The sequence below is a fragment of the Pseudomonas sp. GL-R-26 genome (genome assembly GCF_019947365.1).
In the GTDB taxonomy this organism is placed as follows: Bacteria; Pseudomonadota; Gammaproteobacteria; order Pseudomonadales; family Pseudomonadaceae; genus Aquipseudomonas.
In genome coordinates this window covers 15,616-41,204 of sequence record NZ_JAGYGI010000011.1, presented here as the reverse complement: position 1 = coordinate 41,204, position 25,589 = coordinate 15,616, and the positions used below count along the sequence as shown (strand labels likewise).

Sequence of the window (25,589 nt, the reverse complement as noted above, 5' to 3'; positions counted from 1 at the left end):
TGCCGTCCGGCAATTACCGAATCAAGCCAGATCCACCAGAACAATCTCGCTGTCCTCGATGGCAGTCACTCGCAAAACCTGCTCATCAGCAACCGCGACACCATCTCGAGCTTGTGCACGCAAGCCATTGACTTCAATGACCCCAGTGGCCGGCACCAGGTACGCACGACGCCCCTTGTCCAGCGGGTATTCGGCAGACTCGCCGGCCTTCAGGTTGGCCGCTACCAGCCGGGCATCGGCGCGAATGCGCAGGCTCTGATCGTCGCCATCCTTGCCGCTGGCCAGGGTGACAAAACCTTCGCGGTTGCCCTTCGGGAACGGCTTGGCGCCCCAGGACGGGGCCAGGCCGGACTCGTTCGGGATGATCCATATCTGGAAAATCCTGGTCGGCGTCGCTTCCAGGTTGTACTCGCTGTGGGCGATCCCGGTACCGGCACTCATGACCTGGACGTCACCGGCTTCGGTGCGGCCCTTGTTGCCAAGGTTGTCCTGGTGGGTAATGGCGCCTTCACGGACATAGGTGATGATTTCCATGTCCCGGTGCGGGTGTTGCGGGAAACCGGTGCCGGGAGCGATCACGTCGTCGTTCCAGACTCGCAGGTTGCCCCAGTTCATGCGCTTGGGATCGTAGTATTCGGCGAACGAAAAATGGTGGTGAGCATCCAACCAGCCGTGGTGAGCGCCGCCGAGGGAGTTGAAAGGTCTGAGTTCAAGCATGATCGTCTCCAGAAAAGGTTCGTCATGGGGCCAGGTGCCTGAGCCACGAAGCGAGACCGGTGAGTGATGACGGCCATCATCCAACAGGCAACAATCGATAAAAAGCGTAAAAAATGCAGCATTCCCATCGAATGGATTGATATAAAACGAACTCGAAAGTTTCTCATCCAGCTTTCACTTCATCGCATAAGCCAATGAGTCATAAGCAATTGACTAGAACTCGACGGCAAATGCAGACACCATAGCGCTCAACAGCCTCACACCCTGGAGTCAGTCCGCGTGCCGCAACACACCCCCGATCTTCCGCCTGAACTTCGCCCCCTGGCCGAGATGCCGCTGGTCAAGCGATTGCTCGCCCGATTCTTCGGCTACAGCCTGACCCGCCTGCACGCACAGCATCGTGCGTCGTGGTTGCATGGCCAGGCCGACGGATTTCGCAGCGGTCACAGCGCCGGGGTCGATTACGGCTACAAGGAAGGCAAGCTCGAAGGCCTGGAGGAGGGTCGGCAGGTCCTGCTGATCCGCGACTCGCGCAGCACTGAACACCGACCGCCGAATGTCGATGACCTGCTGTTCGACGACTGGCGCCTGCCGTTGAGCGCCGAGTTGAAGAAGCGCATGAAGGCCGATGTCGTCCGGTTGTTGCCGGCCCATGCCCAACCCAGTGCCGCACAGTGGAAAATGATCTTCAGCGACACACCGTCCACCTCGGTGATCGCGGGTGCCGGTGCAGGCAAATCAACCACCCTGGTGCTGCGTATCTTACTGTTGACCCATTACCTGGGCTTCGAACTGAGTTCGATGACGGTGGTGACCTTCACCCGTGAATCGCGCAAGGACTTCATCAACAAGCTGATCGAACTGTTTGCGCTCTGGGGCCGCGCGATCAGTTTCAAGGAGGCGCGGGATCTGGTGCGCACCTTTCACTCGCGGATCCTGCCGATGGTGCGCAACCTTCCGGGTTTCGAGCGCCTGCAGGCTTTCGAGAACCTCAGCCTGCGGGCCGCACAGGGTGATAATGAGGCCGATAGCAATCCGTTCGATCTACGGATCAACGACGCTCAACGCCAGCAGCTCAACGCCTGCTATCACCGTCTGCACAGTGACGATGAGCATTTTCGCGAGCTGATCAAGCCATTGTCCCGGCATGCCCTGCAACTCAAGGAGCTGGAGCGCGATCACCCGGATGTGCAGAAACGCATGGGCGTGACCGAACTGGCGGCCAAACGCGATGAAGAACTGTGCGATGCCATCGAGGACCTATGGTTTCGCGCAGGTGCCTGGCCCTTCAAGGGCATCGAACCGAATCGCCAGTCGTTCGATATCAACGGTTCGACGTTCCATTGTCACGGCTACATCCCGTCCCTGGATGCCTGGGTGGTACTCGGGTTCGATCCTCGGGAAAACCCGCAGGTCACGCGACCGAACGCCAAGCTGACGGTGCGCGCAGAGTGGGCAGTAAAGCGCACCCTGTTTCAAGCTTTCTGTCGTAAGCCTTTGATATGGCTTGATAGTTACGAGTCATCAAAGCGCGTTTTGGCCTCGCTTGCCGGCGATGCCAGTGCCGGGCCGGGCTTCGATTACAAGGTCAAGGGCGAGCTCGCTTCCGCACCGCTGCTCGATTGTTTTGTCGCCGCCGCCGGGTTCATCGAAAACCTCGGGCTGGACGTGCCGGGCGCCGTGGCTCAGATGAGTTTCGCCAAGGACGATCCCGACCGATTCTTCTTCGAAGCCTTGAGCCTTTACTGGCGGGCGCTGGAAGATCACTTGCTGGATCAGAAGCCGCCGATCATGACCTACAACCGGATGTTCGCCTTGTTCAGCGAGCATTCGCCGGAGAACCTCAAGCTGCTCGGCGATGAGCTGCTGCGGCCGCTGTCACACCTGATGATCGACGAATTCCAGGATGTCTCGCCGCAAATCGTCTCCTGGATCAGGGCCAGCCTGGCAGAGATCCGCAGTCGCGGACCGGCCATGCACGTAGGGCGCGGAGCCCAGCGTTCCTCGCTGCTCTGTGTGGGCGATGACTGGCAGTCCATCTATGGTTGGCGCGGCAGTTCGCCGACCTACTTCATGGAGTTCAACAAGGAGTTCCCGTCGCCGAGCACCACCAAGGTCATGCTCAGCGACAACTACCGCAGCCACCAGCACATCATCGATGCCGCCGAGCACATCGTGCGTGCAGCACCGGCGATTGCCGGGAAAAAAGCCAAGGCCAGCGGTGAACCCAAGGCATTGCTGCCGGTGAACGTCCTCGATCGTGATGACCAGGGCATGGCCCAACGCCTGATGGAGCATTACCGCAAGGGTGATTCGATCTTGATGCTTTATCGAAGAAGTAGCGATAAGGCATTGATAGAACAACATATTCAGCCAGTACTTAATGCTGATTCGAGCTTGCCGTATGAGGCTCGCAGGCTCAAGCAACTGACCTATCACAGCGCCAAGGGCCTCCAGGCCGATGCAGTGTTTTTGCTAGGCGATTGCCAGCACCTGACCAGCTCGCCTTACAAGAATCAGGTTTACCGGATGGCGGGCCTGGGCAAGGCCGGTGACAGCGAACCCTACGACAACGCCCAGAAGGACGAGATCCTGCGGCTGGCGTACGTGGGTATAACCCGCGCCGTCAGCCATTGCTACTGGTACGTCGACGCCCAAGACACCCAGGCCGCGAACATGCCCAAGGCCTCCGACCGGATCGGCAAGGGCAAGGCGTTCTTTGTCGACCATCGACAGGGCAAGGCTTCTGCTTGAGCCCAATATTTCGACAAGATGGGCATTCGCCAGATGGCGAACATGCAGAGTTCAACCTGGTACTCCCAATGCGGCCTTGACGCGAGCAAGCTCGCTCCCACTGGAATTGGTGCTGGTCGAGATTTATGAACAACACCGGATACTGTGGGAGAGAGCCTGCTCGCGAAGGCGTCAGCCTGGGCAAACATGTTCAGTATCAGAAACAGGTCAGGACGCCTTCGATGCTTTAACCAACGTAACCACTCACCGACGCATCTGTTTTGATCCCGGCGACAATGATTCGAGCATCGCTCTGCACAGCGACACTGGTCGTCACATTGGGTGTGTCTGCCGCGTTCGGGTCACTTAAACCCGTGGGAGTGAAGGTGGTGTCTACGCGGCCATCTTCAGTGATTCGGCCGACTATGCATAAGCGTTGATCTATTTCCCCTGCCACCACGATCGATCCTTTCGAGTCAATGTCTGCCGAGTTCCACTGCAAGCTCCGAAAGGGGAACTGGGTAATGAATTCATTGCCGTTATTAAAGGTGTTGTCCGAAGTTCCGTTACTGAGTGTCCTTGTCACCCATCCTCGCTGAGGGCTCTTTGTCACTGTGCCGACAGCAATCAGTTTGTTATCGGGTTGTGCAAGCACTTTACTGAGCCTGATCGCACCTTCGGGGGACTCAAATGTTTTGATACCTCCTGTTCCAAACGTCGTGTCGATCTTGCCATTGGAGGTGAATCCGGCCAGAAAGGCATGACTGGATGTATATCCGGCCAACACGATTGTGCCGTCAGTCTGTGTTACCGCGCCGACCGTTGTCGTGTTTTCGTTATTGTGCCGAAAGTAGACGTAGCCTCGCCCATCAAGGTCTTTGTCCAGCTCACCATTGAGCGTCAATTGAATCAACAAGCCCCAATTGCGGTAAGGCCCCGGGGAGCTGTTGTTGACGGCAAACAGGATTTTCCCGGCCTTCGCTTCGGCGTCGTTCAGGGGAATCGGGACACTCGATTCAACAGGCAATGTAGGTGGCGCTTCTTCAAACCTGAAGGTGCCAAACACCAGATTCGGTGTTCCATTGCTATTGAAAAGCGCCGCAGCAGGGTAGTGGGGACCTAGCGAGGATTGTCGTACATCTCCCGTTACCAGAATGCTGCCGTTGTCGATTATGGTCAGGGTTCTTACAGTGGGGAGGGTTGTATCTGCGCCAAAGCGCCCTGTCGCATAACCTGTTCCGTCTGGTCCGAATGATCTGTCCAGCAATCCTGTCTTGTCGAGGCGAAACAGTGTGAATGCGCTGGAACCATTGCTGATGGCGCCGATGATTTTTCCTTGATTAGCGCCTTCAGCTTTCAAGACAGCGATGGCTTCTACTTTTGTACCTTGCAATAAGATAGTGCCGTTTTGATTGTCGCCAAAACCGGGGTCCAGGCTGCCGGATTGATCCAATGTTCGAGCAGCATCTTGAGTCGTCATGACTTCACTCCATCCGATGAATTTGCATGCCGTGGCACGGCAGTGCTCATTCAGCCCGCCCATCGATACCCTGTAAACGCTCAGAAGTGACAGTTGACGCATGACCATTTTTGCGGGGGGGATACCACCAGTTCGCCCACAAAAAAGCCCACCTGACGTGTAATGCTGTTCACTTAAGGACGAACACTGTATCTGTGGCGAGGGAGCTTGCTCCCGCTGGGGCGCGAAGCGGCCCTAAAATGGGACTGCTGCGCAGTCCAGCGGGAGCAAGCTCCCTCGCCACAGGTTACTTATTGCTCGCTCTATCTCTTAAATGAACGGTATTACACCTGACGTGGGCTTTTTTGTGGGCGTTCAGCCTTCAGGCATAACTCCTGAGGGCTTGTGGTGGTACGAAGGCTTCAAGTTCATCCTCCACCGCTTCGATTATCAGTTCTACATCCGCAGCATTCATGACGGTGGCGCACGGAATACCGGCAATGGCGATCATGGTCTCGCCAGTGGCACGATCAAAAAGACGGGCAATCATGCTGCCCGGCGCGTCCATGCTCGCCTCGAAACCCATGGGATGAAAATGCCAGCGCATCAGCTGGCAGGCGTTTGGAAACGTGACCTTACTGAACCCTATATTCATGTGTTGCCCGCCTTCATTATCGAGCGCGTCCGTTAGCTCATGGTAGGAGGGAAGAACCTTCATTGGTTCAACCAGTGACAGTTTTTAAAAGTAGCATCCGGATGTGAAAATAATGTGGAGTTTTCAGGTCGTTTGGCGATTGCCGGCGTTTTTTTTGATCCGGCTCACGCTTATCGGCCGATTGCGGGCGCCCGCCATCATCGGTTTAGTCGTTGAAGACAACGCACAAGTTGGGCAAGCTCGGTGTTTTCCCGCAGAGATGTACAATGCACGCCGATGATGATGGCCCGCTGCAAACCCAGGCCACGGGCGAGACGGTCATGCGCTATCACTTGCGCTGGAAGCACCGGGATCTGGATGGCGTCATGGCGCTTTATCACCCTGAAGTCCAGTACAACGATTTCTTCCAGAACAAGGTCATGGGCCTGGCCGAGTTGCGCGAGTATGTGCGCAGCAGCATGCCCCGGGATCCGGATGAAGCGCTGGAGCATTCCGACCGCATTCGACTGGACGGCAACACGGCGTTCATTCAGTACCGCATCACCCTGCGCGGCGGTGAAGGGCTGGTGTCGTTTCGCGCCAGCGAAGCGATTACCGTCAAGGACGGGCTGATCTGGCGGGTCAATGAATATGCGTCATTGGTGCACGAGCAACCCGGCAGCAAAACGTCCGGCAATCAGCGCCCGGCGGTCAGCCGGCTCGGCCTGTCGCCGCGCCAATTGAGCTTTATGGCCGATGACCTGCAGCAGTATTTCCAGGGTCAACAGCCTTATCTGGACCCGGAGCTCGATCTGCAACGGGTGGCGAAGGAGTGTGGCTACAGCCGCAACCAGATTTCCTACCTGTTGAATCAGGTGCTGGGCCAGAGCTTCTACCGCTACGTCAACCAGGCGCGCCTGCAACATTTGCTCGCAGCGCTGGATGCCGCGACGCCGCCAGTGCGCATCGATGAGCTGGCCTTCGCTGCCGGATTCAATTCGCTGTCGGCGTTCTACAGCTGTTTCCGCCAGCACACCGGCCAGTCGCCCAAGGCCTACGTCAAACAAATTTCTTTGCGTGCACGCGCGCAAGACAGCGCCTGAGCCCACGCACTAGGATCGATGCCATCGAAGTTTGAGTGGCGGAGTCTTGCATGCCGGCGTGGCGCACTATCAGTTTGTGGATGGACCAACTCGACGAGCCTCTGTTGGCGCGTCCTGCGCTGGAGCGGGACCTGGATGTCGACGTGGCGATCATCGGCGCGGGCTACACCGGGCTCTGGACCGCGTACTACCTCAAGCAGCACAAACCAGACCTGAACATCGCGATTGTCGAGGCGCAAACCGCCGGTTTCGGCGCGTCGGGGCGCAATGGTGGCTGGCTGATGGGCAATTTGCTGGGTGAGGATCGCCTGTTGGCCAATCTATCAGTCGAAGATCGCCGGGCCTCCTACCATCTGTTGCACAGCATTCCGGATGAAGTGGAGATTGTCCTCGAACGTGAGGGGATCGACTGCGATTACCGTAAAGGCGGGGTGCTGTATTGCGCCGCGCGCTACCCGGAGCAGGAGGCCAGCCTGCGTCATTACCTGGACGATCTCCACCGTCGGGGCCTCAACGACAGCCACTATCGCTGGCTGACCCCGGAACAACTGGCGCAACAGATCCGCATCGCCAAACCCTACGGCGGCATCTACGCGCCGCACGTGGCGACCATCCACCCGGCTAGGCTGGTACGGGGGCTGGCCCGGGCGGTGGAGCGCCTGGGCGTCAGAATCTATGAAAACAGCCCGGTCACCCATTGGCAGTCCGGCAGCCTGCGCACGGCGAAAGCTTCGGTGCGTAGTCGCTGGGTGGTGCCGGCGGTAGAGGGCTATTCCGTCACGCTGCCGCCATTGGGGCGTTTCCAGATGCCGGTGCAGAGCCTGATCGTCGCGACCGAGCCCTTGTCGGCGGCCACCTGGGACGAAATCGGCCTGAGTCGTGGCCAGGCGTTCAGCGAGGCCAGTCGCCAGGTCACCTACGGTCAGCGCACCGCTGACAACCGACTGATCTTCGGCGCCCGTGGTGGCTACCAGTTCGCCGGCAAGCTGCGGCACGACTTCGACCTGACCACTGACGAAATACAGCTGCGGCGCTACCTGTTCGGCGAACTGTTCCCGCAGTTGAAGAACGTGCAGATCACCCATTCCTGGGGCGGCAACCTGGGCATGTCCCGGCATTTCCAGCCGCACATGCTTTGCGACCGGGCCAACGGCATTGCCCTGTCGGGCGGTTATGGCGGGGAGGGCGTTGGTGCCAGCAACCTGGGGGGCCGCACGCTGGCCGACCTGATCCTGGGGCGCGACACCGATCTGGTGCGCCAGCCGTGGGTCATTCCCCAGCGTGGCCTCGATGCACTGCGGGCCTGGGAGCCGGAGCCGATCCGCTGGCTCGGCTACAACGCGATCATCCGCAGCTTTGTCCATGAGGACCAGACCCTCGCCAACCCGGCCACTGCGCCCTGGCGGCGCAAGCTGGCCAGCGGGGTGGCCGGTTTCATGGAAGGTTTCATGCACTAAACGGCACGCTCCTCATCTACAGGCTATATCGACAGGTATTCCCATGAGCATCACGCAATTCAAGAACACCGCAACCCTGAAACTGGAAGAGTCCAATCCGGTCGCCGTGCCCCTGGGCACCCCGGTGGCCGTGGCTTCGACCACCAGCGTCGAACGCGACGACGGCGTCGAGACCGGCGTCTGGGAATGCACCCCCGGGCGCTGGCGGCGGCAGATCGTCGCCCAGGAATTCTGTCACTTCATCCAGGGCCGCTGCACCTTTACCCCGGACGGCGGCGAGCCCCTGTACATAGAAGCCGGCGACGCACTGATGTTGCCGGCCAACAGCCTCGGCATTTGGGACATCCAGGAAACCGTGCGCAAGACCTATGTCCTGATTTTTTGAATTTTCAATTCTTTGAAATTTGAAAGCTGATCCTTTGATTGCCTGCCAACAAAAAAAACCTACAGGAATCGACCCATGCTGCGAAAGACACTGACTCTGGCCCCGCTGATGCTGGTTGCATCGATCAGCCACGCCGCCGAAACCGTCAAGATCTACAACTGGTCGGATTACATCGCGCCAGACACCACGAAAAACTTCCAGAAAGAAACCGGCATCGACGTCACCTATGACGTCTATGACAGCAACGAAACCCTCGATGGCAAGTTGATGACCGGCAAATCCGGCTACGACGTGGTGTTCCCGTCCAACCACTTCATGGCCCGGCAAATTGAAGGCGGCGCGCTGAAGAAACTCGACAAGAGTCAGCTGCCGAACTGGAAGAACCTCAACCCTGTGTTGCTCAAGGCGTTGCAGACCAATGATCCGGGCAACGAGCGCGGCTTCCCGTACCTGTGGGGCAGCACCGGCATCGGCTACAACATTGCCAAGGTCAAGGCCGTGCTGGGGGACAACGCCCCGGTGGACTCCTGGGACCTGATCTTCAAGCCCGAGAACATGCAGAAGTTGCAGAAGTGCGGGGTGGCCATCCTCGACAACGGCCCGGAGCTGCTGCCGGCGGCGTTGAACTACCTCGGGCTGCCCCATCACAGCAAGAACCCGGAAGACTACAAGAAGGCCGAAGCCCTGCTGATGAAGGTGCGGCCATATGTCAGCTATTTCCACTCGTCCAAGTACACCAGTGACCTGGCCAATGGCGATATCTGCGTCGCGGTCGGCTTTTCCGGTGACATCCTGCAAGCGGAAAACCGCGCCAGGGAAGCCAAGAACGGTATCGACATCGGCTACTCGATTCCCAAGGAGGGCGCCGCGATCTGGTTCGACATGGTTGCCATGCCGGTCGATGCCCCGGATGAAAAGGCCGGTTACGCCTTTATGAACTACCTGCTGCGCCCGGACGTCATGGCCGGCATCAGCAATTATGTGCATTACGCCAATGGCAATGAACAGGCTGACAGCCTGATCGATCCAGCCATCAAGAACGACACCAAGGTTTACCCAAGTCCGGAAATGATGGGCAAGCTGTTTGCCCTGGAAGCCATGCCGTTGAATATCGACCGGATTCGCACGCGAGCGTGGAACAAGATTCGCACCGGCAGCTGAAAGCTGGTCAGGCGAACGGGACAGGACGTCCCGTTGCCATCGTCATCAGCCGACCGGCTCGGCTGCGCAACTCATCTGGCCTGAGCCGGGTATCTGGAAAAACACCTCATCGCCGATTTGCCAGAAGCTGTAGCTGCCCTTGTAATCCTTGCCCGTGTATTGGTTTCCTGAATTGTTCGGCACCTGGTTCAGCGTCACCGAGGAGTTGGCCCATTTGAGGAACACCACGCCCGGTTCGACCGTAAAGAAGGTGGCGGCAACCAATGCATTAAACCCTGCGCAACGATAAGCCAACGGGCCTTCCGTGAGCCTGCTTGGGTCCTTGGTTCTCGCAATGGCCGAACCCTGGCGCAGTTGGAACGCACGCTCGGCATAACTTCGCACGACGCAGGCCTTGGCTTGAGTCCCGCCACCACACTGGTTACGGGACTCAAGCCAGAACCGCTGGTCAATCTCGACTTTATTCGGGCGCGGCACTGAGTGTTCGTCGGTGAGCGCCAGGAGATAAAGACGATTGAGCTCCAGATCCATGCGCGCCAGTTGAGCGTCGTGACAGACAAGCTTTTCGGCGGATGCCTGGGGGGTGGCGCAATCGAAACTGGTTTTGTACGTTGGCAAGGGCTTTGGCTTGGGTTTTGCCTTTGTGGCGGCATCACACAGGCTCGCCGTCATGCACGTGCTGACGGCGAGCACAGAGGCCAGAAGTGGCATGACCATTTTCATTTCGGCGTCACCTGAGTCTTTGCGTGATGCCCGTATTGCAACGCCTGTGTCGAAGCGTTGCACAGTCATTCGGTCGCACGGGGTCTATCGAGTGTAAAGCAGTGCTCGAAACCTGCCACATCGTGCCAGGAGAAACGTCAGTCTTCTTCGCGAATCGTCGCTACTTCATCGGCCCTGACTTTCACCATCGCACCGGAAATGTCCTCAAACTCAAAGAACCCGTCCTTGGTTTTGGTCTTCGGCATGTCCTTGGTCAGGTATTGAGTGCCGTTCTGCAGCGTCACCACCGTTGGCGTCGAGCAACCGGCCAGCGCCAGCAAGGCCGCTACAGCCAGGGGCAGGCCCAATGTCTTGATGTCCATGATCACCTCCCGTAGGTTAAGGCAGCGCCATCAGCCCGAGGCTGTCACTGCACCTGTATGGCGGTTGGTGCCGCCAGGGGGCGGAAAGTTCTACTGCCTTGGGAAAATTCTGTACAGCGCCGCCATTTATCCTTTTCCGATTGCGCCACGCGGCGTGGAACTGGTATCTGTATGCATAACCAGTATCCATCGCCATGGCCCTTTTTCCAGTGACCGCAAATCCCCTCGACGATCCGTTCTATTACTTGAACAACTTCATGCAAGTGCTTGATTGGCTTGATCAGCGCTTTGCCGATGTGCTGAGCGTCGACGAGCTGCGTTTCATTAATGAGTTTAAGCGGTTGCCCCGTGAATCGCAGGCACTGCTGGTCAGAATGGTCATGCGCAAGGGCGTTCATTTCAGGGCGAGCAAACTGCATTACGAGGAAATCGGCGATACCGGCAGCGCCGTCGGGCCGCTGTTAGCGCTTGGCTGGGTCGATGAGCGAATACCGTTGACAGTCGACGCTCTGTTCGAGGTGCTGCTCAAGGGTGAAATCCTCCAGGCCTTTGGCCCGGCAATCGATCACCCCAAAGGCAAGAAAGCCGATTGGCTGCCGGCGCTGTGCGAGCAGTTTCCCCAGGTACAAAGCTTCAACGACTGGTGCCCGGCCCTGGACGAGCGCCTGTTCAGCCTGACCATCATGCAATTGTGCGATCGCCTGCGCCTGATGTTTTTCGGCAACCTGTATCAGGACTGGTCGGAGTTCGTGTTGGCTGACCTCGGTATCTACACCTACGAAAAAGTCGAATTCTGCGCCGAGTCCCGCGGTTTGCGCAGCCGCGAAGACGTGGATGCCTGCGTCCTCTTGCACGCGTACCAGCAACAATTCGAGGCCGGTGAAACGCTGGAAGAGGTGGCGGAGCGGATCAAGGGACTGGCGCTGGATAATCCGTGGTTGCAACGCCGGCGCGGCAAGCTGCTGTTCCAGATGGCCCAGTACTGCGAGCGCATCGCGGATTTCTCCATGGCCCTGAACCTGTACCGCGAATGTGCTTATCCCGGCGCGCGGGCGCGGCTGATTCGCGTGCTGGAACGCAGCGGTCAGTTTGAACAGGCCATGGACCTGGCCGAGAAGGCCGAGCAGGCGCCGGAAAGCGCCGCCGAACACCAGCAGTTGCTCCGCGTGCTGCCACGCCTGCGGCGCAAGCTCGGCGGGCCGCCCATCAAGCGGGCTGCGCCTCGGGAAATGCAGCGCCTGGACCTGCAATTGCCCAGGACTGACCCGGCGTTATCGGTGGAGTTCTACGTTCAGGCGCATCTGGCGCAAGAAGCGGCGCCGGTGCACTACGTGGAAAACAGCCTGGTCAATTCACTGTTTGGCCTGCTGTGCTGGCCAGCGATTTTCGCGCCGTTGCCGGGTGCGTTTTTTCACCCGTTCCAGCGCGGGCCGGTGGATCTGCTCAGCGAAGACTTCCAGGTCCGCCGGGCCGAGCTGTTTCAGGCGTGCCTGGCCGAACTCGATGACGGGCGCTATCGGCAGACCATCCGCGAACGGTATGCCGCCAAGTGGGGCGTGCAGTCACCGTTCGTGTTCTGGAGCGTGCTCAGCGAAGAGTTGCTGGAGCAGGCCCTCGATTGCCTCCCGGCCGAACACCTCAAGCACTGGTTCAACCGCCTCTTGCTGGACATCAAGGCCAATCGCGCCGGCATGCCGGACCTTATCCAGTTCTGGCCGCAGCAAAAGACCTACCGCATGATCGAAGTCAAAGGCCCGGGCGATCGCCTTCAGGACAACCAGTTGCGCTGGCTGGAGTTCTGCCACGAACACCAGATGCCCATCGCCGTGTGCTACGTGCAATGGGCGGAGCAGGACGATTGAGCTACAGCATTGCGGTGCGGGCGCTGTGCGAGTTCACCGCCAAGGTCGGCGACCTCGACCTGCGCTTCACACCGTCACCGACCGCGCTGGAAGGTATCGTCGGTCACCGTACGGTGGCCTCGCGGCGCAGCGAGGGCTACCAAAGCGAAGTCGCCCTCGAGGGCCAGCATCAGACCTTGACGGTCAAGGGCAGGGCGGATGGCTATGACCCCGGGCAAAACTGCCTGGAAGAGGTCAAGACCTACCGCGGCGACTTGGGCAAACAACCGGCCAACCACCGCCAGTTGCATTGGGCCCAGGTGAAAATCTACGGCTGGTTGATGTGCCGCAAACTGGAACTGGCACGGATCAACTTGGCTCTGGTGTATTTCGACATCGTCAGCGAAAAGGAAACCTGCCTGGTCGAACCTTTCGACGCCATCGAGCTGCAACAATTCTTCGAGCGGCATTGCGCGCTGTTCCTGCAATGGGCCGAGCAGGAAGTCGCCCATCGAGAAGGGCGCAATCGGGCGGCGCAGGGCCTGGCCTTTCCCCATGCCGGTTTTCGACCGGGGCAACGCCATCTGGCCGAGTCGGTGTTCAAGGCCATCAGCACGGGGCGCTGCCTGATGGCCCAGGCGCCCACGGGCATCGGCAAGACCCTGGGCACCTTGTTCCCCATGCTCAAGGCCCTGGCGCCGCAGCAACTGGACAAAGTGTTCTTCCTCACGGCGAAAACACCGGGACGGCAACTGGCCCTGGACGCCGCGCAAGTGATTCTAACCAGCGCCGATGCGCCGCCGTTGCGGGTGCTGGAGATGATCGCCCGGGACAAGGCCTGTGAACATCCGGACAAAGCCTGCCACGGCGAGTCCTGCCCACTGGCCCGGGGGTTCTACGATCGCCTGCCCGCCGCACGGCAGGCGGCCAGCCAACTGAGCCTGTTGAACCAGAGCGCCTTGCGCGAGGTTGCCCTGGACCACGACGTCTGCCCGTATTACCTGAGCCAGGAGATGGCGCGTTGGGCCGACGTGGTGGTTGCCGACTACAACTATTACTTCGATTTCAGCGCGTTGCTGTTCGGCCTGGCCCAGGCCAACAACTGGAAGGTCGCGGTGCTGGTCGACGAAGCCCACAACCTGGTGGAACGCGGCCGGCAGATGTACAGCGCCAGCCTCGATCAGGCGACCTTCAATGGCGTGCGCAAAACCGCGCCCGAAGTGCTGAAAAAACCGATGCAGCGGGTCAACCGCGAGTGGAATGCCCTGCATAACGCGCAAACCGGCGCCTATCAGGCCTATGACAAGGCACCGGAAAAGCTGCTTCAGGCACTGTCATCGTGCAGCGCCAGCATCGGTGACTACCTCAACGATCACCCACAAGGCCTGGATAGCGCACTGCAGGGGTTCTACTTCGACATGCTGCACTTTTGCCGGGTCGCCGAACTGTTCGATGAGCAGTTCCTGTTCGACATCAGCAAGCGCGACCTCGAGCGCCAGCGCAATCTCTCGCAACTGTGCCTGCGCAATGTGGTCCCCGCCGGGTTCATCCGCCCGCGCCTGACCGCCGCGCGTAGCACGGTGCTGTTTTCCGCGACTCTCAGCCCCCGGCACTATTACGCCGATTTACTGGGGACACCGGCGGACACGGTGTGCATCGACGTCGAGTCACCGTTTCACGCCGATCAACTGCAAGTGCACATCGTTGACCAGATCTCCACGCGGTTCGTACATCGCCAGGCATCACTCGAACCGATCGTGGACTTGATCGCCAGACAGTTCTGCGAGCGCCCCGGCAATTACCTGGCGTTTTTCAGCAGTTTCGATTACTTGCAGCAGGTGGCGCAGTTACTCGCCGAGAAACATCCGCACATCAACCTGTGGTCGCAATCCCGAGGCATGGGCGAGGCGCAGCGTCAGCAGTTTCTCGATCAGTTTCACGCCGACGGCCAGGGTGTCGGCTTTGCGGTGCTGGGCGGGGCCTTTGGTGAAGGCATCGATTTGCCCGGCGCCCGATTGATCGGCGCGTTTATCGCCACGTTGGGGCTGGCGCAGCTCAATCCGGTGAACGAGCAACTGAAACGGCGCATGGCCGCGATTTTCGGTGCCGGTTATGACTACACCTACCTTTATCCCGGTGTGCAGAAAGTGGTACAGGCCGCTGGACGGGTGATCCGTACGCAACAGGATCAAGGGGTGGTGATGTTGATCGACGACCGTTTTGGCGAGAGCAAGGTCAGGCAGTTGCTGCCGCGTTGGTGGGCCATGGCAGGCAATTGTTCGTAGCATCACAGCATCGGGCGCCCTGTGGGAGCGAGCAAGCTCGCTCCCACAGGGATCTTCGTTATTGCTGAGAGCGGGTCAGGCCTTGAGATGGCGCAAGCTGCGCTCCATCCGCGCAATGCCTTCTTCCAGCAGCGACCGTGGGCAGCCGAAGTTCAGGCGTACGAACTGCTTGCAGTCATCGCCGAAGTCCAGGCCGGCGCTCAAACCGACCTTGGCCTGCTCAATGAAGAACTGCTGCGGGTCGTCCAGCCCCAGTGCCGTGCAATCGAGCCACGCCAGGTAGGTGCTTTGCGGCAGGTTCATGGTGACGCCCGGCAGGCGGGTGCGCACGGCCTCGGCCAGGAAGTCGCGATTGCCTTGCAGGTAGACCTTCAGCTCGGCCAGCCATGGCGCGGCTTCGCTGTAGGCGATCCGGGTGGCTTCCATGCCCAGCGGATTGACGCTGTCGACCATGCCGCAACGGGCGTGGTTGACCTTCTCGCGCAGATGGCGGTCCTGGATGATCATGAACGAGGTCTTCAGGCCGGCAATGTTGTAGGCCTTGCTTGCCGACATCAGCGTGATGGTGCGCTGGGCGACTTGCGGGCTCAGGGTCGCCATCGGAATGTGCGTGCGGCCGTCGAAGCACAACTCGGCGTGGATCTCGTCGGAAATGATCCAGGCATCATGCTCAAGGCAAATATCGGCAATGGCTTGCAGCTCTGCGCGGGGAAAGGCCTTGCCCAGCGGGTTGTGCGGGTTGCTCAGCAGCAGTGCGCCACCACCTTGCAGCGACTGGCTCAGGGTATCCAGCGGCGTGGTGTAGGTGCCGTCGGCTTGCGCATCGAAATTCAACTCGACCTTGTTCAGGCCCCAATGCCCGGGCGCATGGCGCAGCGGCGGGTAGTTCGGCACCTGCACAACGACATTCTGTGGCGCCTGCACCAGTGCCTTCAACGCCATGTTGAAACCGGACTCGACGCCCGGCAGGAAAATCAACTCCTGGGGCTCTACGCGCCAGGCGTACTTGTTCCAGAGATCGGCAACGATCGCCTCGCGCAGGTCATCCTGGGCCACGCTGTAGCCGACCATCGGGTGTTCCAGTCGCTTTTGCAGGGCCTGGATGATCACCGGTGGCGCGGCGAAGTCCATGTCGGCGACCCACATCGGCAACACGTCGGCCGGGTAGCGGCTCCACTTGGTACTGCCGGTGTTGTGGCGGTCGAACACCTGATCAAAATCGAAAGTCATGCGTAGTCTCATGAAAGCTGGATTGGAATGCTGACCATGATAAACGCCAAGCCCTGTGGGAGCGAGCTTGCTCGCGATGGGGCCAGTACAGTCAGCATCGATGTTGCATGACCCACCGCCATCGTCGGATCGCCGCCCGGAGCAAGCTCGCTCCCACAGGTTGTGTGCCTTGGGCGCCCACCGGAAATCGTCCGACGGTCGGCTGTCATGGTGAATTCGACAGCATTGACTACAGTTTGTAGTGTCGGCAGCCAGACTGCCCCGACCGTGGTTGTTCAAAAAAGCCCGGCCATGTACCGGGCTCCACCTGATCAGGAGTGCACGATGGATCTCAGCCGTCGTCAGTTCTTCAAGGTCGCCGGTATCGGCCTTGCAGGCTCTAGCCTGGGCGCGTTGGGCATGGCCCCGACGGTTGCCTTTGCCGAACAGGTGCGTCACTTCAAGCTCGCCCACACCCATGAAACCCGCAACACCTGCCCGTATTGCTCGGTCGGTTGCGGCGTGATCATGTACAGCCAGGGCGATACGGCGAAGAACGTCGCACAAAACATCATCCACATCGAAGGCGACGCCGACCACCCGGTAAACCGTGGCACCCTTTGCCCCAAAGGCGCAGGCCTGCTGGACTTCATTCACAGCCCCGGCCGCCTGCAATACCCGCAGGTGCGCAAACCCGGCAGCACCGAATGGACCCGCGTCTCCTGGGATGAAGCCCTCGATCGCATCGCCGACCTGATGAAGGCCGACCGCGACGCCAACTTCATCGAGAAGAACGCCCAGGGCCAAACGGTGAACCGCTGGCTGACCACCGGGTTCCTCGCGGCGTCGGCGGCGTCCAACGAAGCCGGCTACATCACCCACAAGGTGGTGCGCAGTCTCGGCATGCTGGGGTTTGATAACCAGGCGCGTGTCTGACACGGCCCGACGGTGGCAAGTCTTGCCCCGACGTACGGCCGTGGTGCCATGACCAACACCTGGACTGATATCGCCAACGCGAATCTGGTTCTGGTGATGGGCGGCAACGCAGCAGAAGCGCACCCGTGCGGCTTCAAATGGGTGACCGAAGCCAAGGCGCACAACAAGGCGCGGCTGATCGTGATCGATCCGCGTTTTACCCGGACCGCCTCGGTGGCCGACTATTACGCGCCAATCCGTACCGGCACCGACATTGCCTTCATGGGCGGGCTGATCAATTACCTGCTGACCGAGGACAAGATCCAGCACGAATACGTGCGCAACTACACCGACGTGTCGTTCATCGTCAGAGCCGGCTATGGCTTCGAGGACGGGATTTTCAGCGGCTACGACGCGGCCAAGCGCCTCTACACCGATAAATCTGGCTGGGGCTATGAGCTCGGTGAAGACGGTTTTGCCAAAGTCGACCCAACCCTGCAGAACCCACGCTGCGTCTATCAATTGATGAAGCAGCATTACAGCCGCTACAACATTGACCTGGCGAGCCAGATCTGCGGCATGCCGGTCGATGCCATGCAGAAAATCTGGGAGGAGATCGCCACTTGCTCGACGCCGGGCAAGACCATGACCATCCTCTATGCCCTGGGCTGGACCCAGCACTCGACTGGCGCGCAGATGATCCGCAGCGCGGCGATGGTGCAACTGCTGCTGGGTAACGTCGGCATGCCGGGCGGGGGCGTGAACGCCTTGCGCGGGCACTCCAACATCCAGGGGCTGACCGACCTGGGCTTATTGTCCAACTCACTGCCGGGCTACCTCTCGCTACCCGGCGATGCCGAGCAGGACTACAACGCCTACATCGTCAAGCGCACGCAAAAACCGTTACGCCCGGGGCAACTGTCCTACTGGCAGAACTACGGCAAATTCCACGTCAGCCTGATGAAAGCCTGGTACGGCGCCAACGCCACGGCCGAGAACAACTGGGCCTACGACTACCTGCCGAAACTGGACATTCCCCAATACGACATCCTCAAGGTGTTCGACCTGATGGGCCAGGGCAAGGTCAATGGCTACCTGTGCCAGGGCTTCAACCCTATCGCGGCGCTGCCGGACAAAAACCGGGTGATGCTCGCGTTGGCGAAGTTGAAGTGGCTGGTGGTGATGGATCCGCTGGCCACCGAGACCTCGGAGTTCTGGCATAAGGTCGGGCCGTACAATGACGTGAACAGCGCCGACATCCAGACCGAAGTCATTCGCCTGCCCACCACCTGTTTTGCCGAGGAGGACGGTTCGCTGGTCAACAGCAGTCGCTGGTTGCAATGGCACTGGAAGGGCGCGGATGGTCCTGGCGAAGCGCGCACCGACATACGGATCATGAGCGAACTGTTCCTGCGTCTGCGCCAACGTTACCAGGCTAATGGCGGCAAATACCCCGATCCGATGCTCAAATTGTCTTGGGCGTACAAAATCCCCGACGAGCCTTCGCCTGAAGAGCTGGCCAAGGAAATCAACGGCTACGCCACCACGGACTTCACCGACGCGACGGGCGCGGCAATCAAGGGCAATTCACAATTGGCCGGGTTTGGCCAACTCAAGGATGACGGCAGCACCGCGTCCGGCTGCTGGATTTTCTGCGGCAGCTGGACCGAACTGGGCAACCAGATGGCCCGCCGCGACAACAGCGACCCATTCGGCATGCACCAGCATCAAGGCTGGGCATGGGCCTGGCCGGCCAACCGGCGGATCCTCTACAACCGCGCCTCGGCGGACCTGCAAGGCAAGCCGTGGGATCCGAAAAAACGCCTGGTGTGGTGGAACGGCAAAACCTGGGCCGGCACCGATGTGCCGGACTACAAGGCCGACGTGCCGCCGGAAGCGGGGATGAATCCGTTCATCATGAACCCCGAGGGCGTGGCGCGATTCTTCGCCGTCGACAAGATGAACGAAGGCCCGTTCCCGGAACACTACGAGCCGTTCGAGACGCCGATCGGCATCAACCCGCTGCACCCGCAAAACAAGAAAGCCACCAGCAACCCGGCGGCGCGGATCTTCGATTCGGTGTGGGATTCCCTCGGCGTGGCCAAGGATTACCCGTACGCCGCCACCAGTTACCGGCTGACCGAGCATTTCCACTTCTGGAGCAAGCATTGCAAGCTCAACGCGATTGCCCAGCCGGAGCAGTTCGTGGAAATCGGCGAAGTGCTGGCCAAGGAAAAAGGCATCGTCGCTGGCGACCGGGTACGGGTCAGCAGCAAGCGTGGCTTCATTGAAGCGGTGGCCGTGGTGACCAAGCGGATTCGTCCGCTGCAGGTCAACAATCAGGTGGTGCACCAGATCGGCATTCCGTTGCACTGGGGCTTCACCGGCCTCACGCGCCACGGTTACCTGACCAACACCCTGGTGCCGTTCCTCGGCGATGGCAACACCCAGACCCCGGAATCCAAGTCATTCCTGGTCAACGTGGAGAAAGTCTAAATGGCCAGCCAAGACATCATTGCCCGCTCGGCCACCACCACACCCGCGCCCTCGGTGCGCGGCATGGAGGAAGTCGCCAAGCTGATCGACACCACCAAATGCATCGGCTGCAAGGCCTGCCAGGTCGCCTGTTCTGAATGGAACGAACTGCGGGACGAAGTCGGTCACAACCACGGCACCTACGACAACCCGCAAGACCTCACCGCAGAAACCTGGACGTTGATGCGCTTCACCGAGCATGAAACCGACGCCGGCAACCTGGAGTGGCTGATTCGCAAGGACGGCTGCATGCACTGCGCCGAGCCCGGTTGTCTGGCGGCATGCCCCAGCCCGGGGGCGATCATCAAGCACGCCAATGGCATCGTCGATTTCGATCAGGATCATTGCATCGGTTGCGGCTATTGCATCACAGGGTGTCCGTTCAACATTCCACGGATCTCGCAAAAGGATCACAAAGCCTACAAATGCACCTTGTGTTCGGACCGGGTGGCGGTAGGGCTGGAACCGGCCTGCGTGAAAACCTGCCCGACCGGCGCCATCGTGTTCGGCTCCAAGGACGACATGAAAGAACACGCGGCCGAGCGCATCGTCGACCTCAAGAGCCGGGGCTTTGAAAACGCCGGCCTGTACGACCCCGAAGGCGTCGGCGGCACCCACGTGATGTACGTGCTGCACCACGCCGACACGCCAAGGTTGTACGCCGGCTTGCCCGATCACCCGGCGATCAGCCCGTTGGTGGGACTGTGGAAAGGCATCAGCAAACCCCTGGCGCTGCTGGCCATGGGCGCAGCGGTGCTGGCAGGGTTCTTCCACTACGTGCGCGTCGGCCCGCAAATCGTCGAAGAGGATGAACATCCGGACCCACCGGACAACGCCGTGCATGAAGTCGATCCGTCGGTGCACACCTTCGATCCCCGTGGGGAGGGCAGGCCATGAGCAACAAGACGATCCTGCGCTACACCAGCAACCAGCGCACCAATCACTGGCTGGTGGCGATTCTGTTCCTCATGGCCGGGCTGTCCGGGCTGGCGCTGTTCCACCCGGCGCTGTTCTGGCTCAGCAACCTGTTCGGCGGCGGGCCATGGACACGCATCCTGCACCCGTTCATGGGCGTGCTGATGTTCCTGCTGTTCCTCGGCCTGGTCATTCGCTTCTGGCGCGCCAACTACTTCATCGCCAATGACCGCCTGTGGCTCAAGCGCATCGATAGGGTGATGAAAAATGAAGAGGAGGGCGTCCCGCCCATCGGCAAGTACAACCCCGGGCAGAAGTTGCTGTTCTGGACTTTACTGCTGTGCATGCTGGTGCTGTTGTTCAGCGGGCTGGTGATCTGGCGTGCGTACTTCAGCGAGTATTTCGGCATCACCGCGATACGCTGGGCGATGTTACTGCATGCGTTGGCCGCTTTTGTGCTGATCCTGAGCATCATCGTGCACATCTATGCCGGCATCTGGATCAAGGGCTCGGTCAGCGCCATGTTGCACGGCTGGGTCAGCCGCGGCTGGGCCAGGAAACACCACGAACTCTGGTATCGCCAAGTGACTCAAGATGAGACCCGCGACGAAGCACCCAAGCGACCGATCACCAAAAAGGGCTGACATTTGCCAACCATCCTCGAACCTGGAGAAATCGAAGCGGCGGCCAGTTCGCCGCCGTTTCTTTACATGCCACCGCATGACCTGTTCAGCCTGCGCGCCCAGCGTCTGGAAACCCTGGCCAAAGGGCACCCGCTGGCCGACTACCTGCGCCTGATCGCCGGGTTGTGCCGGGTGCAGCAACAGGTGCTGGACGACCCGCCGCAAAGTGAACCCCTCGACCGACAACGCATCGAATTGTGCCAGCAACACGGCTTGCCGCCGTTCGCGGCCGACAGCCTGGCGCGCGAAGACGATTGGCAGCTTTACCTCGATGCCTTGTTGCAGCGCTATAGCGCACCGCCGCAATCCGTCGTGGCCGATGCCGTGGACAGCTTGCGCCTGGCCGGTACCGGACAACGTCGTGCCTGGGCAGTGGCGCTGGTCAGCGGCCAGTATTCGCTGGTACCGGCCGCGCTGGTACCGTTCCTCGGTGCGGCGTTGCAAACAGCCTGGAGCCACTGGCTGTTGAGTACGCCGAACCTTGCGCTGACCGCTGGCGACAGCCTCAGCCAATGCCCGGCCTGTGGCTCGCCGGCCATGGCCGGGGTCATCCGTCATCGCGGCAAGCACAACGGTTTGCGTTATCTGGTCTGTTCGCTGTGCGCCTGCGAGTGGCATGTGGTGCGGGTCAAGTGCGTGTATTGCGAGCAGAGCAAGGGCCTGGAATACCTCAGCCTTGAAGATGATCGCCATGCCGCCAACCAGGCGCCGTTGCGCGCCGAAATCTGCCCCGGTTGCAACAGCTATCTGAAGTTGCTCTATCTGGAGAACGATGCGGACGCCGAAGCGTTGTCGGCCGACCTGTCCAGTCTGATGCTCGACATGCGCCTGACTCAGGACGGTTATCAGCGTCTGGCACCGAATCTGTTGCTGGCGCCGGGAGACGAGTAACCGCAGCGTCTACACTCTGGCGCGAGGGTCATTCGTTTTCAGGAGCGCCAGATGTCTGCACGCAGTGCCAGCCAACCCCTGCGTCTACCTTCCATCGACAGTCTGTTGCGTCACCCGGCGTGCCAGCCGTTGGCCGAGCGCTATGGGCGCGACGCCTTGTTGACCACCTTGCGGCTATTGCTGGATGAACTGCGCGAAGGGGTACGGCAGGGTTTGCTCGAAGCTGTTGAAGTCAGCCCTGAGGTACTGGCGGGCAGGGTCGGCGAGCGCTTGGCAATCCAGCATCGCAGCCATGTGCGTCGGGTGTTCAACCTCACCGGCACGGTCTTGCACACTAACCTCGGCCGGGCACTGTTGCCCGAAGAAGCGATCGAGGCGGTGCAAATGGCCGCGCGCTATCCGCTCAACCTCGAATTCGACCTGCGTAGCGGCAAGCGCGGAGATCGCGACGACCTGATCGAAGGCTTGATCCGCGAACTGACCGGCGCCGAAGCGGTGACCGTGGTCAACAACAATGCCGCAGCCGTCCTCTTGACCCTCAACAGCCTCGGTGCGCGCAAGGAAGGGATTATCTCCCGGGGCGAACTGATTGAAATCGGCGGTGCTTTCCGTATTCCCGACATCATGGCCCGCGCCGGGGTGAAGCTGATTGAGGTCGGCACCACCAACCGCACCCATGTCCGCGACTACGAGGCGGCCATCGGTCCGCGCAGCGGCTTGATCATGCGCGTGCATGCAAGCAACTACAGCATTCAAGGCTTCACAACGAGCGTGCCGACCGCCGAACTGGCGCAACTGGCCCACCTGCACGGTTTGCCGCTGCTCGAAGACCTCGGCAGCGGCAGCCTGCTGGACTTGACCCGCTGGGGTTTGCCGGCAGAGCCGACGGTGCGCCAGGCCCTGCTGGATGGTGCGGACATCGTCACCTTCAGTGGCGACAAACTGCTCGGCGGACCACAGGCCGGGTTGATTGTCGGGCGCAAGGATCTGATCGCCAGGATCAAGAAAAACCCGCTCAAACGGGCGCTGCGGGTCGACAAAATGACTCTGGCCGCCCTGGAAGCGGTGCTGGGTTTGTACCGCAACCCTGATCGCCTCGCCGAGCGTTTGCCAAGCCTGCGTTTGTTGACTCGGCCACAGGCCGAGATTCTCGCCCAGGCCGAGCGTTTGCGACCGGCGCTGGCCCAGGTGCTGGGTGATGGCTGGAGCGTCAGCGCCATGCCGGCGCTGGGCATGATCGGCAGTGGCAGCCAACCGGTGGCGCGGCTGGCCAGCGCCGCGCTGTGTCTGCGCCCGCTGACGTCCAAGCGCTTGCGCGGGCGATCCCTGTTGACGCTGGAAGAAGCCTTTCGCGCCTTGCCGATTGCGGTCCTCGGGCGCATCGACGACGACGCCCTGTGGCTGGACCTGCGGCAACTGGACGACGAACCGGCATGGCTGGCGCAACTCGATCAATTACAGGTGGAGGGCCGGGCAGGGTGATTGTCGGCACCGCAGGGCACATCGACCATGGCAAGACGGCGCTGCTCCAGGCGCTGACCGGTCAGGCGGGTGACCGGCGCCGCGAAGAGCGCGAGCGCGGCATGACCATCGACCTCGGCTACCTGTATGCCGCGCTGGAGGCGGACGCGCCGCTGACCGGATTCATCGACGTTCCCGGCCATGAGCGCTTCACCCACAACATGCTGGCCGGGGCGCAGGGCATCGATCTGGTGTTGCTGGTGGTGGCCGCCGATGACGGGGTGATGCCGCAGACTCGCGAGCACCTGGCGATTGTCCAGTTGCTGGGTATCCCCCGGGCATTGGTGGCGATCAGTAAGTGCGACCGGGTCGACAGCGCCCGAGTACAGGACGTGCGCGAGCAGATCCGTACCTTGCTGGCGCCCGGACCCTATGCCGATGCACCGCTGATTGTGCTGTCGAGCGTGACCGGCGAGGGCATCGAAACCCTGCGCCAACAATTGCTGCAAGCCCAGCGTGAAGTACAGCAACGCAGCACCGAAGGTGGTTTTCGCCTGGCGATCGATCGGGCCTTCAGCGTGGCCGGGGCCGGTATCGTGGTGACCGGCACGGCGCTGTCCGGCCAGGTCGCGGTGGGCGATACCCTGCTGTTGGGACCACAAGGCAAACCGGTGCGCATTCGCGGCCTGCACGCGCAAAACCAGGCCGCCGACCATGCTTTTTCCGGCCAGCGCGTGGCACTGAATCTGAGTGCCGAACGGCTGGCCCTGGAACACATCCATCGCGGCCACTGGTTACTCGCCGAAGGCCTGTATGCGCCCACCCAGCGCCTGGATATCGACATGCAGTTGCTGGCCGGCGAACCCCGGGCCTTCGAGCACTTTCAACCGGTGCACGTGCACCTCGGCACCCAGGACGTCACCGGGCGAGTCGCCTTGCTGGAAGGCACCAGCCTGGCACCCGGTGGACGGATGTTTGCGCAACTGCTGCTCAACATAGCGGTGCATGCGGTGAAAGGCGACCCGCTGATCCTGCGCGACCAGAGTGCCCAACGTACGCTGGGTGGTGGCCGGGTGCTCGATCCGTTTGCACCCACCCGGCAACGCCGAAGCCCCGAACGTCTGGCTCAACTGGGTGCGCTGGCGAGCAGTGCCGGGCTGGAAGATGTTTTGCCGGCATTGCTGGCCCATAGCGACACAGGGCTTGATCCGCAGCGCCTGGAGCGGCAGTTCAACCGACCGCGCAGCAGTTGGCTGTTGCCCGCTGACGTGCGCCTGATCGACACCCGCCAAGGCCCGTTGCTGTTCAGTGCCAGCCGTTGGGAAGCCTTGAAGGCAGCAGTACTGGAGCACCTCGCACGTTTTCATCAGCAAGAACCGGATCAGATGGGGCCGGACCGGGATCGCCTGCGCCGATTTGCCGGTAGCACTCTGGAACGCTCGACGTTTATCAGCCTGCTCGATGAACTGCTGGTCAGCGGCGTTATGGTCAGCAGTGGACCGTGGTTGCACCTGCCCGAACATCAGGTGCGCTTAAGTGAGGAAGATGAGGCCTTGTGGCAATGCTTGCAGCCGTTGTTCGAACAAGCCGGATTCGATCCGCCCTGGGTGCGCGACCTGGGGCATGATGAGCCAACCGTCCGCGCATTGCTGCTCAAAATGGCCCGGCTGGGGCTGCTCCATCAAGTGGTGCGCGATCTGTTTTACACCGACAGCATGATTCGACGATTGGCGGCTATGCTGTTGCAACTGGCAAACGCAAACCCGGTGATCCAGGTGGCAGCGTTTCGTGATGCGGTGGGTCTGGGTCGCAAGCGCAGCATCCAGATCCTGGAGTACTTCGACCGTATCGGCCTGACCCGGCGTTTTGGTGATCGTCGGCAGATACGCCTGGACAGTGCGTTGGCCCAGCGCACAGAGCACTGATTCAAAGGCATGACTTCAAGGAAGGCAATCGCGCCCGGTGGCGCGGCCGGGCTTCAAACCCGGTTGGGGACGGCATCCGTTCCCGGGCAGGTTCGACTCCGGCTGCCTTCCGCCAATCATCCCCAAACCTTCTGACTCAACCCAATCCCCTGTGGGAGCGAGCCTGCTCGCGATGGCAGTTGCTCGAAGCAATAC

General features: G+C 60.6%; 19 protein-coding genes and 1 tRNA gene. 14 read left to right on the top strand and 6 right to left on the bottom strand.

The window, feature by feature from the left end; all coding sequences use genetic code 11:
• Positions 1-21: 21 nt before the first annotated feature.
• Positions 22-717: a pirin family protein gene (locus tag KGA96_RS13360; protein WP_046043314.1), complete on the bottom strand. Its 696-nt coding sequence runs from the start codon at positions 715-717 to the stop codon at positions 22-24.
• Positions 718-996: 279 nt separating this feature from the next.
• Here KGA96_RS13360 and KGA96_RS13355 point away from each other — a divergent pair, with 279 nt between their 5' ends.
• A complete protein-coding gene (locus KGA96_RS13355) occupies positions 997-3,471 on the top strand; it encodes a UvrD-helicase domain-containing protein (protein ID WP_223513158.1) in 2,475 nt (824 codons plus the stop codon).
• 226 nt (positions 3,472-3,697) lie between these two features.
• On the opposite strand, the gene KGA96_RS13350 is transcribed toward KGA96_RS13355, so the two are convergent.
• Together KGA96_RS13350 and KGA96_RS13345 are read right to left on the bottom strand one after the other, a co-directional pair.
• Complete coding sequence (locus KGA96_RS13350) at positions 3,698-4,930, bottom strand: hypothetical protein (RefSeq protein WP_223513155.1); 1,233 nt, start codon at positions 4,928-4,930, stop codon at positions 3,698-3,700.
• Between the two features lie 361 nt (positions 4,931-5,291).
• Positions 5,292-5,564, bottom strand: coding sequence for a DUF1652 domain-containing protein (locus KGA96_RS13345; protein WP_046043362.1), 273 nt, complete (start codon positions 5,562-5,564; stop codon positions 5,292-5,294).
• 266 nt (positions 5,565-5,830) lie between these two features.
• On the opposite strand from KGA96_RS13345, the gene KGA96_RS13340 reads away from it, so the two are divergent.
• The 4 genes from KGA96_RS13340 to KGA96_RS13325 all read left to right on the top strand — a co-directional run bounded on the left by KGA96_RS13340 (position 5,831) and on the right by KGA96_RS13325 (position 9,649).
• Positions 5,831-6,646 (top strand): helix-turn-helix domain-containing protein, encoded by an 816-nt coding sequence (locus KGA96_RS13340; protein ID WP_223513147.1) that lies wholly within the window; start codon positions 5,831-5,833, stop codon positions 6,644-6,646.
• A gap of 50 nt (positions 6,647-6,696) precedes the next feature.
• Positions 6,697-8,103, top strand: coding sequence for an NAD(P)/FAD-dependent oxidoreductase (locus KGA96_RS13335; protein WP_046043319.1), 1,407 nt, complete (start codon positions 6,697-6,699; stop codon positions 8,101-8,103).
• Positions 8,104-8,146: 43 nt separating this feature from the next.
• Positions 8,147-8,488, top strand: a complete 342-nt coding sequence (locus tag KGA96_RS13330; protein ID WP_046043320.1) for a cupin domain-containing protein — start codon at positions 8,147-8,149, stop codon at positions 8,486-8,488.
• A 75-nt stretch (positions 8,489-8,563) separates the two neighbouring features.
• The gene (locus KGA96_RS13325) at positions 8,564-9,649 is read left to right on the top strand and encodes a polyamine ABC transporter substrate-binding protein (protein WP_223513144.1); all 1,086 of its coding nucleotides are present in this window, start codon (positions 8,564-8,566) and stop codon (positions 9,647-9,649) included.
• A gap of 45 nt (positions 9,650-9,694) precedes the next feature.
• Here KGA96_RS13325 and KGA96_RS13320 read toward each other — a convergent pair whose 3' ends face one another.
• Both KGA96_RS13320 and KGA96_RS13315 read right to left on the bottom strand, forming a co-directional pair.
• Positions 9,695-10,372 (bottom strand): MliC family protein, encoded by a 678-nt coding sequence (locus KGA96_RS13320; RefSeq protein ID WP_046043322.1) that lies wholly within the window; start codon positions 10,370-10,372, stop codon positions 9,695-9,697.
• Positions 10,373-10,509: 137 nt separating this feature from the next.
• Positions 10,510-10,734 carry a YgdI/YgdR family lipoprotein gene (locus KGA96_RS13315; protein WP_046043323.1) on the bottom strand — a complete coding sequence of 75 codons (225 nt, stop codon included), beginning with the start codon at positions 10,732-10,734 and terminating at the stop codon, positions 10,510-10,512.
• A 194-nt stretch (positions 10,735-10,928) separates the two neighbouring features.
• On the opposite strand from KGA96_RS13315, the gene KGA96_RS13310 reads away from it, so the two are divergent.
• Both KGA96_RS13310 and KGA96_RS13305 read left to right on the top strand, forming a co-directional pair.
• Positions 10,929-12,596 carry a VRR-NUC domain-containing protein gene (locus KGA96_RS13310; protein WP_223513141.1) on the top strand — a complete coding sequence of 556 codons (1,668 nt, stop codon included), beginning with the start codon at positions 10,929-10,931 and terminating at the stop codon, positions 12,594-12,596.
• Positions 12,593-14,860, top strand: a complete 2,268-nt coding sequence (locus KGA96_RS13305; RefSeq protein ID WP_223513138.1) for an ATP-dependent DNA helicase — start codon at positions 12,593-12,595, stop codon at positions 14,858-14,860. The genes KGA96_RS13310 and KGA96_RS13305 overlap by 4 nt, the downstream gene beginning before the upstream one ends.
• Positions 14,861-14,935: 75 nt before the next feature.
• Here the strand turns inward: KGA96_RS13305 and KGA96_RS13300 are convergent, their stop codons facing one another.
• Positions 14,936-16,090 (bottom strand): MalY/PatB family protein, encoded by a 1,155-nt coding sequence (locus KGA96_RS13300; RefSeq protein WP_223513135.1) that lies wholly within the window; start codon positions 16,088-16,090, stop codon positions 14,936-14,938.
• Positions 16,091-16,414: 324 nt separating this feature from the next.
• On the opposite strand from KGA96_RS13300, the gene fdnG reads away from it, so the two are divergent.
• The 7 genes from fdnG to KGA96_RS13265 all read left to right on the top strand — a co-directional run bounded on the left by fdnG (position 16,415) and on the right by KGA96_RS13265 (position 25,509).
• Positions 16,415-19,480 (top strand): formate dehydrogenase-N subunit alpha, encoded by a 3,066-nt coding sequence (gene fdnG, locus KGA96_RS13295; RefSeq protein WP_185754852.1) that lies wholly within the window; start codon positions 16,415-16,417, stop codon positions 19,478-19,480.
• Positions 19,481-20,416: a formate dehydrogenase subunit beta gene (gene fdxH / locus KGA96_RS13290; RefSeq protein WP_046043332.1), complete on the top strand. Its 936-nt coding sequence runs from the start codon at positions 19,481-19,483 to the stop codon at positions 20,414-20,416.
• Positions 20,413-21,078, top strand: coding sequence for a formate dehydrogenase subunit gamma (locus KGA96_RS13285; RefSeq protein WP_223464152.1), 666 nt, complete (start codon positions 20,413-20,415; stop codon positions 21,076-21,078). The genes fdxH and KGA96_RS13285 overlap by 4 nt, the downstream gene beginning before the upstream one ends.
• A gap of 3 nt (positions 21,079-21,081) precedes the next feature.
• Complete coding sequence (gene fdhE / locus KGA96_RS13280) at positions 21,082-22,008, top strand: formate dehydrogenase accessory protein FdhE (RefSeq protein WP_223464154.1); 927 nt, start codon at positions 21,082-21,084, stop codon at positions 22,006-22,008.
• Positions 22,009-22,059: 51 nt separating this feature from the next.
• Positions 22,060-23,490 carry an L-seryl-tRNA(Sec) selenium transferase gene (gene selA, locus KGA96_RS13275; RefSeq protein WP_223464156.1) on the top strand — a complete coding sequence of 477 codons (1,431 nt, stop codon included), beginning with the start codon at positions 22,060-22,062 and terminating at the stop codon, positions 23,488-23,490.
• On the top strand, positions 23,487-25,394 hold the full coding sequence (selB, locus tag KGA96_RS13270) for a selenocysteine-specific translation elongation factor (protein ID WP_223513132.1): 1,908 nt from the start codon (positions 23,487-23,489) through the stop codon (positions 25,392-25,394). The genes selA and selB overlap by 4 nt, the downstream gene beginning before the upstream one ends.
• Positions 25,395-25,413: 19 nt before the next feature.
• A tRNA-Sec gene (locus KGA96_RS13265) sits at positions 25,414-25,509 on the top strand.
• The last annotated feature ends 80 nt before the right edge of the window (positions 25,510-25,589 follow it).